The sequence below is a fragment of the Alitabrizicola rongguiensis genome, assembly GCF_021491355.1.
In the GTDB taxonomy this organism is placed as follows: Bacteria; Pseudomonadota; Alphaproteobacteria; order Rhodobacterales; family Rhodobacteraceae; genus Aliitabrizicola; species Aliitabrizicola rongguiensis.
In genome coordinates this window covers 683932-699245 of record NZ_JAKENF010000001.1, presented here as the reverse complement: position 1 = coordinate 699245, position 15314 = coordinate 683932, and the positions used below count along the sequence as shown (strand labels likewise).

The following is a 15314-nucleotide window of genomic DNA, read 5'->3' as shown; positions in this document are numbered from 1 at the left end:
ATGCTGCGTCCAAGCGAGGGACTGGAGATTGACGGCTTCAAGCTGGGCGCCTGTCTTCACCAGGGCGGTTTCGCGACGATCTGGGACGTGACCCATCCTCTGTACCGAACGCCGATGGTCATGAAGGTGCCGACCATCCTCGACGGATATGACGGCCCGACCATCGTCGGCTTTGAGGTCGAACAGATGATCATGCCGCGGCTGGTCGGCCAGCATGTGCCGCGCGTGATGGGGGTCGGGGATTTCTCGGTAATGCCCTATATCGTCACGGAGCGGATTCCCGGCAAATCTTTGCTGCAGTTATTCAAGACCGCTCCTTTGCCGGTATCAGATGTGATTGAACTCGCGGCGCGGATGGCGGAGGCGGTCCATGCCCTGCACAAGCAGCATGTCGTGCATCTGGACCTGAAGCCGGACAACTTTCTTAGACGCGAGACGGGCGAGATCGTTGCGATCGACTTTGGTCTGTCGCGTCACGACGAGCTTCCGGATCTTTTGGCGGAAGAGTTCACGATTCCCATGGGAACCTTCCCCTACATCTCGCCCGAGCAATATCTGCGCCAGCGTGACGATCTTCGCAGCGATCTGTTCGCTCTTGGTGCGATGATCTACGAGCTTGCGACCGGCAAGATGCCTTTCGGCCAACCCGAACGGCTGAAAGGGGTCCGCAAACGGCTTTGGCGTGATCCGGTGCCGCCACGGGTCCTGGTGCCCGAAATCCCGGATTGGCTGCAAGAAATCATCCTGCGCGCGCTCGAGGTCGATCCGAACAACCGCTACCAGTCCGCCTCTCAGATGCTTTTCGATCTGAGCCATCCCAACCAGATAAAGATTACCGCGCGGGGCCTGAAGACCGAGCGGGACGGATTCTGGACGGTCTTCCGACGCCGGCGGAAGATGCGGAAGGTCCGGCGGTTCGCCGCGCCGCCGACGATGCTGAGCCAGATTGATCGCGCGCCGATCCTGATGGTGGCAGTCGACCTGTCGCCAGAGATGGAGGAACTGGCGCATCGTCTGCTGACTTGGGTTCAGCGGATGCTGGTGATCCAGCCAGATTCGCGGGTAGCTTGCGTGAATGTCATCAAGACCGCGCGGATCGGGCTGGACCCCACCACGACCGACGACGGTGAGAACATTCACGTGGCGCGGCTGGTCACCCTTAAAGCTTGGGCCGAGAAGCTGGACCTTCCGGAGGAGCGGCTGACCTATACGATTCTCGAGCACAGTGATCCGGGAAGAGCGCTTCTCGATTATGCGGCCAACAATCACGTCGACCACATCCTCATGGGGGCACGCGGGCATTCCTCGACCCGACGTTTCCTTGGATCGGTGTCCAGTCAGGTCATTGCCGAGGCTCCATGCAGCGCGACGGTGATCCGTCTGGTGCAGACGGCCAGTGAAGAAGAAGCTGCTGTGATTTGACGATCGCGGGCGTCGAGTTCCTCGCCCGCCGCTCGCAAGTAGATTTGCTCCGTTGTGGATGATGCAGACCGTTGCGCCTGCAGGCATCTAGCGCCCGCAGAGGCAGGGGCCTGTTAGCCGTTGCCTCTTACCCATGTGAGCGAGAGGCGCGAAGGCAAAGCGCCCGACCGGCTTCAAGGGGTGGCAAATGGCCTTTCAATTTTCGACTTCACTGAGAAACGCCGCGCTTGATGCCATGGAGGTCGCCGTTGGGCCCTCGCCGGTGTTGACCCTGCGCAGCGGTCCTCCGCCTTCAGACTGTTCCCAGTCGGACAGCGGCACAGTCCTTGCGACAATCGCACTGCCGTCCGACTGGATGGCGGGAGCCGCGACAGGGAGCAAGGCGCTTCTTGGGCTCTGGCGGGATCTGTCCGCCGATGCGGCGGGAACGGTCGGACATTTCCGGATCCATCAGGGATCAATCTGCCACGTCCAGGGCGAAGTGACCGAGACGGGTGGCGGTGGGGCCATGACCCTGGACAATCCCGTATTGGCCGCAGGGCAGACCGTAACGGTCACTTCCTTTAGCCTTTCGGCAGGCGGGGCCTGATCGAAGATGACGGACATGATGAACACGATCACCGCCGATGGCGCAAGCTGGAGCGGCGCCGCGCCGGTTGCCAACTTGATTTCCGTGATAGGCGCGAGCTGGTCAGGTGGAGGTGCCGGCGTGTCGAGCTCGGGCATTCTCGAGCTTGCCGGGATCGCAATAGCCTCTGCAAGCGCTGCGGCTGCCGCTGAGGGGGAGCTGCGATTGACCGGCGGCGGGAGGATCATTGAGGGGAACCTGATGCCTTCGGCGCGCCGGACGGCCTCTCCATCGGAAAGCCGCAACGGCGGGCATCTTGAGACGCGGCAGTGAAAGACAGGACGAGGGATTGATCCGATGGTGAAGCAATATTTCATCCCCGCAACCACGACGATCATCGAGATGGACGCGGCAGAAGGCGCGGCGGTGAAACCTTCGAGCCCTGGGACCTACAAGGCGATTGCCGGGATCATGGCGGAGGGCGATCTGACTGTGGCTGACACGGCAGCCGACGTCATTGCCGCTGTTGCTGGTCCCGCGGCTTATTCGGTGGCGCAACGTCGCACAGTGTCTGGAGGCGAAGGAGGCAAGGGCGTCGGAACGCTGGCCTTTCAGATGACGCTGAACGGCACGGCGGCGACGCTCGATTATCGGGTGCTCAGGGCCGAGGACGGAACCGTACTGAAGGACTGGACGGTTGCGGCAACCGGACTTGCAGCCGGAACGGCAGTGGTTGTCTGCCCTGATGTGCCTGCAAGACTGGGCTGGCTGACGCTCCAGTTCCGGTCGAATGGGTCGGCATCATTTCATAGCTACGCGAATGTCGTCGGAGTGGGGCGCATCATTGCGCTGGCAGGGCAATCGCTGGCCGTGCGTTTCTTTGCCAAGATGGATGGTCAGACCACCACCATGTCTGATCTTGCTGTGGTGCCGGATGCGAATGGGGTGATCTTTGGCTCCTATCAGGACAGCCAGAAGGCCGACCTCGCGGCAGCCTGGGCGTTTCCGAGCGATAGCGGCAAGTATGATGGCGCGGCAGCGGCTGTTCTGCTCAAGGATCAGGTATCAGCCCATGGGGTGACCTGCGCTTTGGTCGGTCATGCCAGGGGTGCGCAGGCAATCAGCGCGTTCGTGCCCGGTGGAACCGAGAACGTCCCGCTGCTGGCTGTGCTCGACTCTGTCGGTGGGTTCGAGCAGTTCATCTGGTTCCAGGGGCATAGCGACTCGAGTGTAGGAACGGCGCCGTTGGTCTATCGGCAGGCGTTGAACAGCCTGTTTGCCAGTGTTGCTGCCCACAATGGCGTTCTTGGCACCAGCTTTGGGAAACTGCTTTGCGCCTTGCCGAATATCTCGTCCACAAGCTGGGGGACCGGGGACAGGATCGCAAGCATCCGACAGGTGCAGGCGGACTGGGCGGCTGCAAATGGTGCGTCCTATGTCCAGCCGGTAGACGTAGCGCTTGTGGACGGCGTGCACGAGACTCAGGCTGGCGGTGTGGCGTTGGCCAGAGCCTTCAGTAGGGCGATGCGGGGCCATGCATTGCCCACCATCACATCGGCCATGCGGACCAGCCAGACTGACATCGTTCTGAAGGTTGCGCTCCCACCGGGAGTGGCGGTTCTCAACTCCATCGGATCTCCCGCGGCGCGCTTCAAGGTTTATGCTCGCGGCGACACAGGCACTCCCCTTTCATTGGATACGACAACCCCGATCACGATCAGTGGAGCCACAATCACGCTGAAGCTGGCCTCGGCGCAGGCTGACGGCGTGGCGCTGGATGTCTGGTTTGGGCGTGGCATCGATCCGGCTGCCGACGGCGGGGCCGACATGATCTATGACAATAGCGCGGACGGATTTGGCATAGGGCGACCGTTGGCGGGTACGGTCCGGCCGGTGACGGCTCTGCCGATCGTTTCGACCACATCGCCACAGACCCTCACCATGACCTCGGCGACCTATGGAACGTCGATCGCCGGCTTCGGGCAGCGGGCGACGGCGGGCTATGGTCTGACCGCGACGGCAGGGGCCGCGCTTCCCTCGGTTGCGACCTGGACGATCGAGGCCCGCTTTACGCTGTCTGCTGCGCCGAGTGCGGTGCGCGTGCTGGCGGGCATGTCGAACAAGGGTTGGATCGGGGTGAACAGTGCGGGACGGCTTCTGGGTAACTTCCGCAACGCGAGTTCTGCCGACAGTTATGTGGGAGACAGTACCAATTCGGTTGTGGGAACCAATCCGGCGGTGGCGGACGGGCTGGAACACCATGTCGCGCTGGTCTGCACGGCGGCACAGCGCCGGCTCTATCTGGACGGTGTGCTTGTGGCGAGCGAGGGGGCCGCAGTTCCAGTCCGGTCGGCGGGCAGTTCGGTCTATGGCGTCAACGCCTTTGGGGTGAGCCCGGCAACCTATCAGTGGCCTGGCACCAGCGACGAGCACGCCATCTGGCTTACGGAGCGCTATATCGCCGATTTCACGCCACCGACCACGCCCTATTCAGGCAACGAGGCCGGGCTGTTCCAGCTCTGGCATCTGGACGGAAGCGGCGCGAGCGGGATCGTCTGAGAGGAGAGAGGCAGATGAGCGGGACCTTCTACATCAAGCGCGGCGACACCTCGCCTGCGCTTCGCTTTGCTCTTGAGCCGGCGGTTGGCCTGGTTGGCGCAAGCGTACAGTTCCAGATGCGGTTGCGAGGTGGAGCGACAATCATCGACGCCCCTTGCAATGTCCTCGACGCATCGGTGGTGGAATACAACTGGGCGGCAAGCGACACCGCCGATGATGGGGTCTATGAGGCGGAGTTCCGCGTCACCTATGCCGACGGCGCGATCGAGACCTTTCCCAACAATGGGTTCCTGACGGTCCGCATCGCAGAAGATATCCGTTGATCCGGTCTCGACTTGCTCCAGATCATTGGAGATGACACCGATCCGTGCCAACGTTTGCTGATTTGGCATTGCCGGAAGCAGGGCGGAAATGGACGGGCAGGAGCGAGTTCGTGATGAGGAGCTGATGGCTCAGGCCGAGACGGCCAAGCCCATGGCGCATTCGCTTGCCGATCGGGGCGACGACACGCGGGCGGATACGGTGCTGACAGGGCTGACAGTCGGTGGGCTTCTGGTCGCCGCTGCCATGATGCTTGGTGGAGGTCCTTGGGAAGTTCAGGTCTTGGCGCTTGGCGTTGTCTATCTGGCTGGCGGCGTTCCGCCCGCGATACGCGCCCTTTCCGAGCTTTGGAATGATCACGTCCTTGACGTTGACCTGCTGATGGTGGTCGCCGCCATCGCCGCAGCCGCCGTGGGCGCGCCGATGGAAGGCGGAATACTTCTGATGCTCTTCAGCCTGTCGACCACGCTCGAGGAGCTGGCGATGGGGAAAGCGCGGCGGGCGGTCGAGGCGCTGATGGCCCTTCGGCCCGAGACGGCCTTGCGGCGGAACCCCGACGGGCAGGTGACCGAGATTGCCGCCAGCAGCCTTGAAGTCGGGGACATTGTCGTCATACGCCCAGGGGCGAGGATGCCGGTCGATGGCACGATCTTGCGGGGCGAAGGGTCGATCAACGAGGCCACGATCACCGGCGAGTCCGTGCCCGTGCACAAGCGACAGGGCCAGTCGGTCTTCGAAGCGACAGTGAACGTGGATGCCGTGCTTGAGGTGCGGGTCGATCGCACTGCGTCCGAGGGTACGATCGCCAGAATGATCAAGCTGGTCACCGAGGCGCAGGCAGCAAAGGCGCCCTCCGAGCGGTTCAGCGCCTGGTTTGGGCAGCGCTATACCGTCGGAGTGCTTGTTGGCTCGGTTGTCGCACTTTGCGTGCTGCTCTGGCTGGAATGGCCCTTTGGCGAAGCGCTCTATCGCGCGGCTACGCTGCTGGTCGCGGCCAGTCCTTGCGCAGTCGTGATCTCGGTGCCGGCTGCCATCTTGTCGGCCCTAGCGGCCGCGGGGCGTGGAGGTGTCCTGTTCAAGGGCGGCGCAGCGTTGGAAACCCTTGGTGCGGTCAAGACCTTTGCCTTTGACAAGACCGGCACGTTGACCACGGGCCAGGCCGAGGTGACGCGTATCGTTGACCTGACCGGCGACGAGGATCGGTTCCTGGCGCTTCTTGGCGGACTGGAAGCGCATTCCGAACATCACATCGCCGATGCCGTGCGGCGCGCGGTCGAAGCTCGCGGACTGGCTGCCGTCGAAGTGTCAGGCGTGACAGCACATCCTAGCGAAGGGATCACGGGCCGTGACGCAGACAGCCGTGATGGGGTGAACCTGCTGTGGGCGGGCAACGCGCGGATGGCTGCGCGTATGGGAGCCAGCCTGGAGAAGGTGGGGCTACAGGCCTTGACCGACGATGCCGAGACGATCGTTTACCTCGGTCGCGATGCCGAGGTTTACGGCGCAGTGACGGTTGCGGACCGTCCGCGCGCGACCTCGCGCATCGCGCTAGAGGCCCTGCGAGAAAGTGGGATCACCACGCTGGCGATGATGACGGGCGACCGCCGCCCGGTTGCCCTGCGGATCGGCCGCGAACTTGGTTTGCGCGATGACGAGATACATGCGGACCTCCTGCCCGAAGACAAGGTCCGCCTTGTTGCGGATCTGCACGAGGCGGGGAAGGTCGCCTTCGTCGGAGACGGTGTGAACGATGCCGCCGCACTTGCCCGCGCGGATGTAGGTATCGCCATGGGTGCCGCCGGCAGCGAGGTAGCGCTTCAGGCGGCGGATGTTGCGCTGCTGTCGGAAAACATGGACCGCCTCGCGGCTGCGCATCGGCTGGCGAAGCGGACCGCTCGGGTCATTCGCCAGAACCTGATTTTCGCGCTGTCGGCGATGGTCCTGCTTGTGATCGGAGCGCTGGCGTTCGAACTGCCTCTGCCGCTGGCCGTCGTCGGGCACGAGGGCGGGACAGTCCTTGTGGTGCTGAACGGTCTGCGCCTTCTGTTCGATCCGATCAGGGCAGACAGGAACAAGACCTGAGGACTGCCGAGCGGATTGATCCTGCCGGCGCACCGCGCACTGAACATTGCGCTTGTGTCGCCGCGTTGACAGCGCCGCTGATTTGTCAGACCGAGAGGGGCGAAAATGGGGGCGCGGCATGGCTTGGGAATTCTGGATCGACCGAGGCGGCACCTTTACCGATATCGTTGCGCGACGCCCTGACGGTACGATCGAGACGCGCAAGCTTCTTTCGGAGAACCCGGAACGCTATGCCGACGCGGCCGTGCAGGGCATTCGGGATTGTCTTGGTCTGACGGCCGGTCAGCCGATTCCCGAAGGTGCGATTGTCGCGGTGAAGATGGGCACGACCGTCGCCACCAATGCTCTTCTGGAACGTAAGGGCGAGCGGGTTCTCCTGCTTATCACGGAAGGTTTCCGTGATCTTCTGCGCATCGGATACCAGTCCCGCCCGGCGCTGTTCGATCTGCACATTCGGCGACCCGACCTTCTCTATGAAGAGGTTGCCGAGGTTCCCGGTCGTGTCGATGCCGTGGGGAACGAGGTGGTACAGCTCGACGAAGAGGCAGCCCGGGCGGCTCTGCGTGAGGCCCGTGCAGGCGGTATCCGCGCCGCTGCCGTCGCCTTTCTTCACGCGCATGTCGCGCCTCAGCACGAGATGCGCATTGCCGCGATCGCCCGGGAAGAAGGATTTACGCAGATCTCCGCCAGCCACGAGGTCAGCCGTCTGGCCAAGTTGGTCGCGCGCGGTGATACGACGGTGGTAGATGCTTATCTGTCGCCGATCCTGCGCCGCTACGTTGCCCAGGTTGAAAGTGCGCTTGGACGAAGCCGGCTTCTGTTTATGCAATCGAATGGCGGCCTGACCGAGGCTCATCGCTTTCAGGGGAAGGATGCGATCCTGTCCGGGCCGGCAGGCGGAATCGTCGGCATGGCGCGCACGGCACAGGCGGCGGGGTTCGACCGGGTGATCGGTTTCGACATGGGCGGCACCTCGACAGATGTCAGCCATTTTTCTGGCCAATACGAACGTTCGTTCGAGACAGAGGTCGCGGGTGTGCGAATGCGCGCGCCGATGATGGACATTCATACGGTCGCCGCGGGGGGCAGTTCCATCTGCACCTTCCGCGACGGGCGGTTTCAGGTTGGCCCGGAAAGCGCAGGTGCCAATCCGGGTCCCGCAAGCTACCGTCGTGGCGGACCCCTGACGATCACGGATTGCAACGTCATGCTGGGGCGGCTTTCGCCTGCACATTTTCCCGCGGTGTTCGGCCCGGATGGCAACCAGCCGCTGGACGCAAAGGCGGTGACGGCCCGCTTCGTGGCGCTTGCAGGCGAAATTGCCGTCGCCACAGGACGGCCACTCCTGCCGCCTGAACAGGTCGCCGAGGGCTTCCTGCGCATCGCCGTCGAGAACATGGCGAACGCAATCAAGAAGATCAGCGTCCAGCGCGGCCATGATGTGACCCGCTACACCCTGCAGTGCTTCGGCGGGGCGGGAGGGCAACATGCCTGCCGCGTCGCCGATGCGCTCGGGATGACGCGGGTGTTCTTGCACCCCTATGCCGGAGTCCTGTCTGCTTACGGAATGGGGCTGGCAGACATCCGCGCGCTGCGTGAGGCGCAGTTTGACGCTCCGCTCACCGCATTCGAGGCGGCCGAGGCCGAGATTTCCCGCCTTTCGGATGCGGCCCGCGCCGAGGTCGCGGCGCAGGGGGTGGCGTCGGCCAGGGTCGAGGCGCGGGCGCATCTGCGTTATGACGGCTCGCACCAAGCGCTGGAGGTGCCGTTCGATACACCCGAAACGATGCGGCTGGCCTTCGAAGCCGTCCACAGATCGCGGTTCGGCTTCATCTCGCCCGAGCGCGCCATCCTGTTCGAGATGCTGGTGGCTGAGGCCGCGGGCGGCGCGGCACAGCTTACGCAGTTTCCGCTTCCGGCGCAGGGCCCGCCCGTGCCGCTCGATCACTTGCAGGTCTGGGCGGAAGGCTGGCGCGACGTTCCCCTCTATGACCGTGCGCTTCTGGGCCAGGACGCCCGCATTGACGGCCCCGCGATCCTGCGCGAGACGACCGGCACCGTGGTGGTCGAACCTGGCTGGTCGGCGCGCTGCGATGCGACGGGCAACCTGATCCTGGAACGGAATCAGGCAATCAGCCACGCGCCGGCTGTGGGAACTCAGGTCGATCCAATTCGTCTGGAACTTTTCAACAACCTCTTCATGTCGGTCGCCGAGCAGATGGGCGCGACGCTCGCCAACACCGCCTGGTCGGTCAACATCAAGGAGAGGCTGGATTTTTCCTGTGCCGTCTTCGATGCGGCAGGCGATCTGGTTGCGAACGCGCCGCATGTTCCCGTCCATCTGGGCTCCATGTCCGATGCAGTTCGAACGGTCATCCGCAGCACCAGGGGAACGGCCCGCCCGGGCGATGCCTGGATGCTGAACAGCCCCTATAACGGCGGTACCCATTTGCCCGACGTGACGGTCATTACGCCGGTTTTCGCAGGAAGCGAGCCTGCCTTCTGGCTCGGCTCGCGCGGCCATCACGCTGATATCGGCGGTCGCACGCCGGGCTCCTCTCCGCCTGACAGCCGGACCATCGATGAAGAAGGCGTGCTGGTCGATGTGACGCCACTTGTCGAGGAAGGTCGGTTCCGCGAGGCGCAGGTGCGCGCGCTTCTCACCTCCGGCCGCTGGCCCTGCCGCGCGGTGGACCAGAACATCGCCGACCTAAAGGCGCAGGTCGCGGCAAACGAAACGGGACGGCGAGAGCTCCACAAGGTGATCGAGGCACAGGGGGCCGAAACCGTGGCGGCCTATATGCGCCATGTGCAGGACAATGCCGAGGAAAGCGTAAGGGCTGCAATCGACCGCCTGTCTGACGGGGCTTTTGTCTATCCCATGGACATCGGAACTCAGATTGCAGTGAAGGTCACGGTCGACCGGGCCAGCCGCTCGGCTGTCGTGGATTTCACCGGCACCAGTGCGCAGCACGCGGGAAATTACAACGCACCGCTCGCCATATGCCGTGCGGTCGTGCTTTACGTTTTCCGCACTCTGGTCGGGAAGCCGATCCCGCTCAACGAAGGCTGCCTCAAGCCGATCCGCCTGATCGTGCCTGAGGGCTCGATGCTGAACCCGCGTGCCCCTGCAGCGGTGATCGCCGGAAATACCGAGGTCAGTCAGGCTGCCTGCAACGCGCTTTACGGCGCGCTCGGAATTCTGGCGGCAAGCCAGGGCACGATGAACAACTTTGTCTGGGGCAACGACCGATTCCAGAACTACGAGACGATCGCCGGTGGCACTGGGGCCGGGCCGGGATTCGCCGGCTGTGACGCGGTCCAAAGCCATATGACCAACACCCGCATGACCGATCCCGAGATCCTCGAAAAGCGCTTTCCGGTGCGGCTTGAGACTTTCGGAATCCGCAAGGGATCAGGGGGCGGGGGCGAATGGCGGGGCGGCAACGGCGTCATTCGCCGTCTGAGGTTCCTTGCGCCGGTAACGGTGACGACGCTCTGTTCGTCGCGAATCGTGCCTCCCTTCGGCGGGGCAGGGGGCGATCCCGGCGCAGTCGGCGAGAACCGGGTAATCTGGCCCGATGGCCGTGTCGAAAGGCTGAAGGGCAATGACGAGCGCGAACTTCCGCCGAATTCGGTCTTCGAGATGCTCACACCCGGCGGCGGTGGTTGGGGATCGCCGCCCGGTCGTTGAAACGTCATCATCCTGACCATACCTTTCCCTCATCGGCGCAAGTTTCTTTCCGCATGGGGGATTTCAGAATGAGAGACGTATCGAAGTTGATGGACCAACTGCTTGCGGGCGGCGGGGGTGACCTTCTCAACAAGGCGAAGCAGAGCTGGGGCGCTCAGTCCACGGGCACCAAGGGTGCGCTCGCCGGCGGTCTTCTTGGCGTGCTTCTGGGGGGCAAAGGCGGTTTGGCGGGCGTTGCCCGTGTCGGTGGTGCAGCGCTGATCGGCAGCCTCGCCTCGCGTGCCTATGCAGATTACCAGGCGGGCAAATCGCCGATGGATGCGATCACCGGTGCGCTTGGCCTCGATACCGCCGCGCCCCAGGTCACGGACGAGCTGAACGCGCGCCTTGTCCGCGCGATGATCGCGGCGGCAAAGGCAGATGGCAACGTGACGCTCGACGAGCAGGAAAAGATCAAGCAGCAGATCCAGGCTCTCGGTCTGGGCCCTGAAGTGGCCCAGTTGATCCAGGACGAGCTTTCTCAGTCGCTCGACATCGACCGGATCGCGGCTATGGCGACTTCGCCGGAGGAGGCGGCGCAGATCTACACGGCGTCGATGCTCGTCGTCGATCCCGACACGCCGGCCGAGAAGGACTATCTCGCGCTTCTGGCCCAGAAGATGAACGTCGATCCAGGTCTGGCAGCGCAGGTCCGCGCCCAGACCGATGCGCTTTTCCCGAAGGCCTGATCTGACACTGTCCGGGCGGGGCATTGAACCCGCCCGCGCGTCATGATCTGAGTTCACCGAAAGGGACGGAGCGGATCATGCGCGTTTTCATCAATGGCTTCGGCCGGATCGGCCGGTCGGTCCTGCGCGCCTGGGCGAGCGGGGCCGCATCTGGACTTGAGATCGCCGGGATCAACGACATCGCCGATGCAGCGATGTGCGCCTACCTCTTCGAGTTTGACAGCGTGTTCGGCCCGTTCCGCGGTACGGTTGAGCTTGGTGACGGCGCCCTTGTGGTAAATGGTCAGTCGATTGCGCTTCATCGCACCCCCGATCTGACGAAACTTGACCTCACCGGCATCGATCTTGTCATGGAATGCACCGGGCGAGCGGACAATGCCGAGGTGGCCGGCCAGGGCCTCGCCGCCGGGGCGCGCCGCGTTCTGATTTCCGGACCGTCGCGCGCCGCAGAAGTGACCGTGGTGCTGGGCGCGAATGAAGACACTCTGGGCGGCCAGCGCATCGTCTCGAACGCCTCCTGCACCACAAACGCGCTCGCGCCGCTGGCAAAGGTTCTGCATCGCGCCTTCGGTGTGGTAACCGGCTCGATGACGACCATCCATTGCTACACTGGCAGTCAGCCGACGGTGGATGCGCCAGCTGCCGATTTCGCTCGCAGCCGCGCCGCTGCGCTATCCATGGTGCCGACGACGACTTCGGCGCAGCGCCTGCTCGATCAGGTCCTGCCCGAGATCGCCGGGCGGATCGAAGGCTCGGCGGTGCGGGTCCCGACGGCCAGCGTCTCTGCGGTGGATCTCGCCGTCATGACCGAGCGGGTGCCGACTGCGGAGGAAGTGAACGCGGTACTGGCGGCCGCCGGGGGCGTGATCGGCGTGACTGAACGTCCGCTCGTCTCGACCGACCTCAGGGCGCGCCCGGAAAGCATCGTCATGGCCCTGCCCGAAACCCGCGTCACGAAGGGCGGAATGGTCCGGGTTTTCGGTTGGTATGACAACGAATGGGGCTTCTCGAACCGGATGCTAGACGTCGCCCGGCTGATGGTCTGAGGCGGATCAGCCTGCTGGTGCGATCACGCGAAACCGCTCGGCATAGCGGTGTTCCTCGAGGTTGGCCCCCTCGCCGATGCGGTCCACCACAGCGAAAAGCCCGGGCGCCGAAAGCGGCGTCAGCACGCCGTGCCATGTGCCGCGATGCAGGTTGATCGCCTGCGCCCCGTCGGTGAGGAAGGCGCGCGGTCGGCCCGGCTGGCCGCCCTCGTCCGGGGCGACGATCACCAGGAAAGGGGCAGAGGTCATCGGGATGAAGGCTTGGCTGCCTTCGGGGTGGCGTTCGACCAGATCGAACTCGTAGGGCATCGCCCGGGGCACCGCATCGAAGATCGATAGCCCGGCCCGTCCGCGACCAAAATCAAGCCGGGCGCGGTCATGGTGCCTCGCGCAAAGCCCCTCGTTGATCATCCGGTCCGGCGAACCATCTGCCGACAGCACGTCACCGAAGTCGGCAAAGGCGGCGGCGGTCAGCGGTTCGGCCGCAATGGTCTGCATGGGTTCTCTCCTGGGGAAGGCCTTCGATCCGCAACGACGATCGGGTTTCTTCTTTGCTCAAATACCCTACGGGGGGGAGGCGTGGACGCCAGTCCGCGTCGGGGAGGGGCGCAAAGCCCCCCTCCAACCTCTCCGTCAGCGCCCCGTCGACCAAGGGCCGCGCAGCCGCGCATGGCGGTTCACGTCCTTGTAAAGCAGGTAGCGGAACGGTCCCGGCCCGGCGGCGTAGCAGGCCTGCGGGCAATAGGCGCGCAGCCACATGAAATCGCCCGCCTCGACCTCGACCCAGTCGCGGTTCAGCCGGTAGACGGCTTTGCCTTCAAGCACGTAAAGCCCGTGCTCCATCACATGAGTTTCCTCGAAGGGGATGACGCCACCGGGCAGGAAGGTGACGATGTTGACATGCATGTCATGGCGCAGATCGGCGGGGTCGACGAAGCGGGTCGTCGCCCAACGTCCGTCCGTATCGGGCATGGCAATCGGAGCGATCTGCCGTTCGTTCGTCACGAATGGGGTGGGCTTCTCGATCCCCTCGGCGGGCTCCCAGATCTTGCGCACCCAATGGAAGCGGGCAGGCTCCGTGCCGTCGGCCCAGAGCCGCCACGACGTTCCGGCGGGAATATAGGCGTAGCCACCGTCCATAAGGTGATGGTCTTCGTCGCCAATCGTGAGGGTCAATCTGCCTGAGGTGACGAAGATCACCGATTGCGCCGACGGGTCATTCTCAGGCCGGTCCGATCCGCCGCCGGGCTCCACCTCCATGACATACTGGCTGAAGGTTTCCGAGAAACCCGACATCGGCCGGGCGATCATCCACAGGCGGGTGTCGGTCCATCCGGGCAGGTAGCTCGTCACGATGTCCGAGAAGACGCCTTTCGGGATCACCGCATAGGCTTCGGTAAAGACCGCGCGGCCGGTGTGGGTCGCGGATTGCGGCGGCAGGCCGCCGGGCGGAGCGTAATAGGCGGTCATGGCAGAAGATCCTTCAGGCGCAGTTCGGCGATGCGTTCGACCTGGGCGCAGGCGGTGGCGAATTCGGTGGTGCGGTCATTGGCGATGCGCGTCTTGAAGGCCGCGAGGATCGAGGCCTTTGAGTTGTCGCGCACAGCGATGATGAACGGAAAGCCGAACTTCGCCACATAGTCGGCGTTCAGCTTCTGGAAGGTCGCGCGTTCCTCGTCGGTCAGCGCGTCCAACCCCGCGCTCGCCTGTTCCGAGGTGCTTTCCGCCGTCAGCCGTTTGGCCTGCGCCAGTTTGCCTGCCAAGTCCGGATGTGCGGTGAGCACGCCAAGCCGCTCCGCCTCGCTGGCCGAGCGGAACATCCGCGCCAGCGCATTGTGCAGGCCGACAGCGGTGTCATGTGCCGGACCCAGTTCCAGCGCCCAGGCCCGCTCGGCGATCCAGGGCGAATGCTCGAAGACCCCGCCGAAGCGCGCGACGAACGTGGCCCTGTCCATCCGGCTCGGCCGCTCGAACCGGCGCGCCGGATGGGTCTCGGCCCAGTGGCGCGCGATGTCCAGACGGCGGGCGAACCAGACCCCCTCCTTGCCCTGGGCATAGTCGAGGAACCGGATCAGGCCGGCGATCTTGCCCGGCCGTCCGATCAGGCGGCAGTGCAGGCCGATCGAGAACATCTTCGGGCTGCCAGCCAGCCCTTCGGCATAGAGCGTGTCGAAGCTGTCCTTCAGATACTGGAAGAACTGCTCGCCGGTGATGTAGCCGGGCGCCGTGGCAAAGCGCATGTCGTTGGCTTCCAGCGTATAGGGGATCACCAGCTGATCACCGTCTCCCGCCTCGATCCAGTAGGGCAGGTCGTCGTCATAGGTGTCCGAAATCCAGTCGAAGCCCTGCTCCGCCGTCAGCCGCACCGTGTTGACCGAGCAGCGCCCGGTATACCACCCGGTCGGGCGGCTGCCCGTGACCTCGGTATGCAGACGGATCGCCTCAGCGATCTGGCGGCGCTCCTCCTCCTCGGGCATGTCGCGGTGATCGACCCATTTCAGCCCGTGGCTGGCGATCTCCCACCCCGCGGCCTTCATGGCGGCCACCTGCGATGGGGCGCGTGCCAGGGCGGTTGCGACACCGTAGATCGTCACCGGCAGGTCGCGCGAGGTGAACAGGTCGTGCAGCCGCCAGAACCCGGCCCGCGCGCCGTAGTCGTATATCGACTCCATGTTCCAGTGGCGCATTCCGGGCCAGGGCGCGGCCCCGGCGATATCGGACAGAAAGGCCTCGGAGGAGGCATCACCATGAAGGATCGAGTTCTCGCCCCCCTCTTCGTAGTTCAGGACCAGACTAATCGCGACCTTCGCGCCGCCGGGCCAGGCCGCATCTGGAGGATTGCCACCGTAACCGGTGAAGTCGCGGGGATAACGGGGGGGCGTTGTCATCGGTAG

Annotated in this window: 12 protein-coding genes; 9 read left to right on the top strand and 3 right to left on the bottom strand. The window is 64.3% G+C overall.

Features of this window, described 5'->3' with window-relative positions; all coding sequences use genetic code 11:
• The 9 genes from L0V05_RS03490 to L0V05_RS03450 all read left to right on the top strand — a co-directional run bounded on the left by L0V05_RS03490 (position 1) and on the right by L0V05_RS03450 (position 12420).
• On the top strand, positions 1 to 1422 hold the full coding sequence (locus tag L0V05_RS03490) for a serine/threonine protein kinase (RefSeq protein WP_234868543.1): 1422 nt from the start codon (positions 1 to 3) through the stop codon (positions 1420 to 1422).
• Positions 1423 to 1657: 235 nt separating this feature from the next.
• A complete protein-coding gene (locus tag L0V05_RS03485) occupies positions 1658 to 2011 on the top strand; it encodes a hypothetical protein (RefSeq protein WP_234868541.1) in 354 nt (117 codons plus the stop codon).
• Positions 2012 to 2017: 6 nt separating this feature from the next.
• A complete protein-coding gene (locus L0V05_RS03480; RefSeq protein WP_234868539.1) occupies positions 2018 to 2323 on the top strand; it encodes a hypothetical protein in 306 nt (101 codons plus the stop codon).
• A gap of 24 nt (positions 2324 to 2347) precedes the next feature.
• The gene (locus L0V05_RS03475; protein ID WP_234868537.1) at positions 2348 to 4549 is read left to right on the top strand and encodes a LamG domain-containing protein; all 2202 of its coding nucleotides are present in this window, start codon (positions 2348 to 2350) and stop codon (positions 4547 to 4549) included.
• Between the two features lie 14 nt (positions 4550 to 4563).
• Positions 4564 to 4872: a hypothetical protein gene (locus L0V05_RS03470; RefSeq protein WP_234868535.1), complete on the top strand. Its 309-nt coding sequence runs from the start codon at positions 4564 to 4566 to the stop codon at positions 4870 to 4872.
• A gap of 151 nt (positions 4873 to 5023) precedes the next feature.
• Positions 5024 to 6952 carry a heavy metal translocating P-type ATPase gene (locus tag L0V05_RS03465; RefSeq protein WP_234869193.1) on the top strand — a complete coding sequence of 643 codons (1929 nt, stop codon included), beginning with the start codon at positions 5024 to 5026 and terminating at the stop codon, positions 6950 to 6952.
• 118 nt (positions 6953 to 7070) lie between these two features.
• Complete coding sequence (locus tag L0V05_RS03460) at positions 7071 to 10646, top strand: hydantoinase B/oxoprolinase family protein (RefSeq protein WP_234868533.1); 3576 nt, start codon at positions 7071 to 7073, stop codon at positions 10644 to 10646.
• Positions 10647 to 10735: 89 nt separating this feature from the next.
• Positions 10736 to 11374 carry a tellurite resistance TerB family protein gene (locus tag L0V05_RS03455; protein ID WP_234868531.1) on the top strand — a complete coding sequence of 213 codons (639 nt, stop codon included), beginning with the start codon at positions 10736 to 10738 and terminating at the stop codon, positions 11372 to 11374.
• A gap of 77 nt (positions 11375 to 11451) precedes the next feature.
• A complete protein-coding gene (locus L0V05_RS03450) occupies positions 11452 to 12420 on the top strand; it encodes a type I glyceraldehyde-3-phosphate dehydrogenase (RefSeq protein WP_234868529.1) in 969 nt (322 codons plus the stop codon).
• A 6-nt stretch (positions 12421 to 12426) separates the two neighbouring features.
• Here the strand turns inward: L0V05_RS03450 and L0V05_RS03445 are convergent, their stop codons facing one another.
• From L0V05_RS03445 to puuE, 3 genes are all read right to left on the bottom strand, one after another.
• On the bottom strand, positions 12427 to 12918 hold the full coding sequence (locus L0V05_RS03445; protein WP_234868526.1) for an ureidoglycolate lyase: 492 nt from the start codon (positions 12916 to 12918) through the stop codon (positions 12427 to 12429).
• Between the two features lie 135 nt (positions 12919 to 13053).
• A complete protein-coding gene (locus L0V05_RS03440) occupies positions 13054 to 13890 on the bottom strand; it encodes a bifunctional allantoicase/(S)-ureidoglycine aminohydrolase (RefSeq protein ID WP_234868524.1) in 837 nt (278 codons plus the stop codon).
• Positions 13887 to 15308: an allantoinase PuuE gene (gene puuE / locus L0V05_RS03435; RefSeq protein WP_234868522.1), complete on the bottom strand. Its 1422-nt coding sequence runs from the start codon at positions 15306 to 15308 to the stop codon at positions 13887 to 13889. The genes L0V05_RS03440 and puuE overlap by 4 nt, the downstream gene beginning before the upstream one ends.
• Positions 15309 to 15314 lie beyond the last annotated feature (6 nt).

Coding starts and splice junctions, on each gene's coding strand:
- L0V05_RS03490 (WP_234868543.1), top strand. CDS start 1: ATGCTGCGTCCAAGCGAGGGACTGGAGATTGACGGCTTCAAGCTGGGC.
- L0V05_RS03485 (WP_234868541.1), top strand. CDS start 1,658: ATGGAGGTCGCCGTTGGGCCCTCGCCGGTGTTGACCCTGCGCAGCGGT.
- L0V05_RS03480 (WP_234868539.1), top strand. CDS start 2,018: ATGACGGACATGATGAACACGATCACCGCCGATGGCGCAAGCTGGAGC.
- L0V05_RS03475 (WP_234868537.1), top strand. CDS start 2,348: ATGGTGAAGCAATATTTCATCCCCGCAACCACGACGATCATCGAGATG.
- L0V05_RS03470 (WP_234868535.1), top strand. CDS start 4,564: ATGAGCGGGACCTTCTACATCAAGCGCGGCGACACCTCGCCTGCGCTT.
- L0V05_RS03465 (WP_234869193.1), top strand. CDS start 5,024: ATGGCGCATTCGCTTGCCGATCGGGGCGACGACACGCGGGCGGATACG.
- L0V05_RS03460 (WP_234868533.1), top strand. CDS start 7,071: ATGGCTTGGGAATTCTGGATCGACCGAGGCGGCACCTTTACCGATATC.
- L0V05_RS03455 (WP_234868531.1), top strand. CDS start 10,736: ATGGACCAACTGCTTGCGGGCGGCGGGGGTGACCTTCTCAACAAGGCG.
- L0V05_RS03450 (WP_234868529.1), top strand. CDS start 11,452: ATGCGCGTTTTCATCAATGGCTTCGGCCGGATCGGCCGGTCGGTCCTG.
- L0V05_RS03445 (WP_234868526.1), bottom strand. CDS start 12,918: ATGCAGACCATTGCGGCCGAACCGCTGACCGCCGCCGCCTTTGCCGAC.
- L0V05_RS03440 (WP_234868524.1), bottom strand. CDS start 13,890: ATGACCGCCTATTACGCTCCGCCCGGCGGCCTGCCGCCGCAATCCGCG.
- puuE (WP_234868522.1), bottom strand. CDS start 15,308: ATGACAACGCCCCCCCGTTATCCCCGCGACTTCACCGGTTACGGTGGC.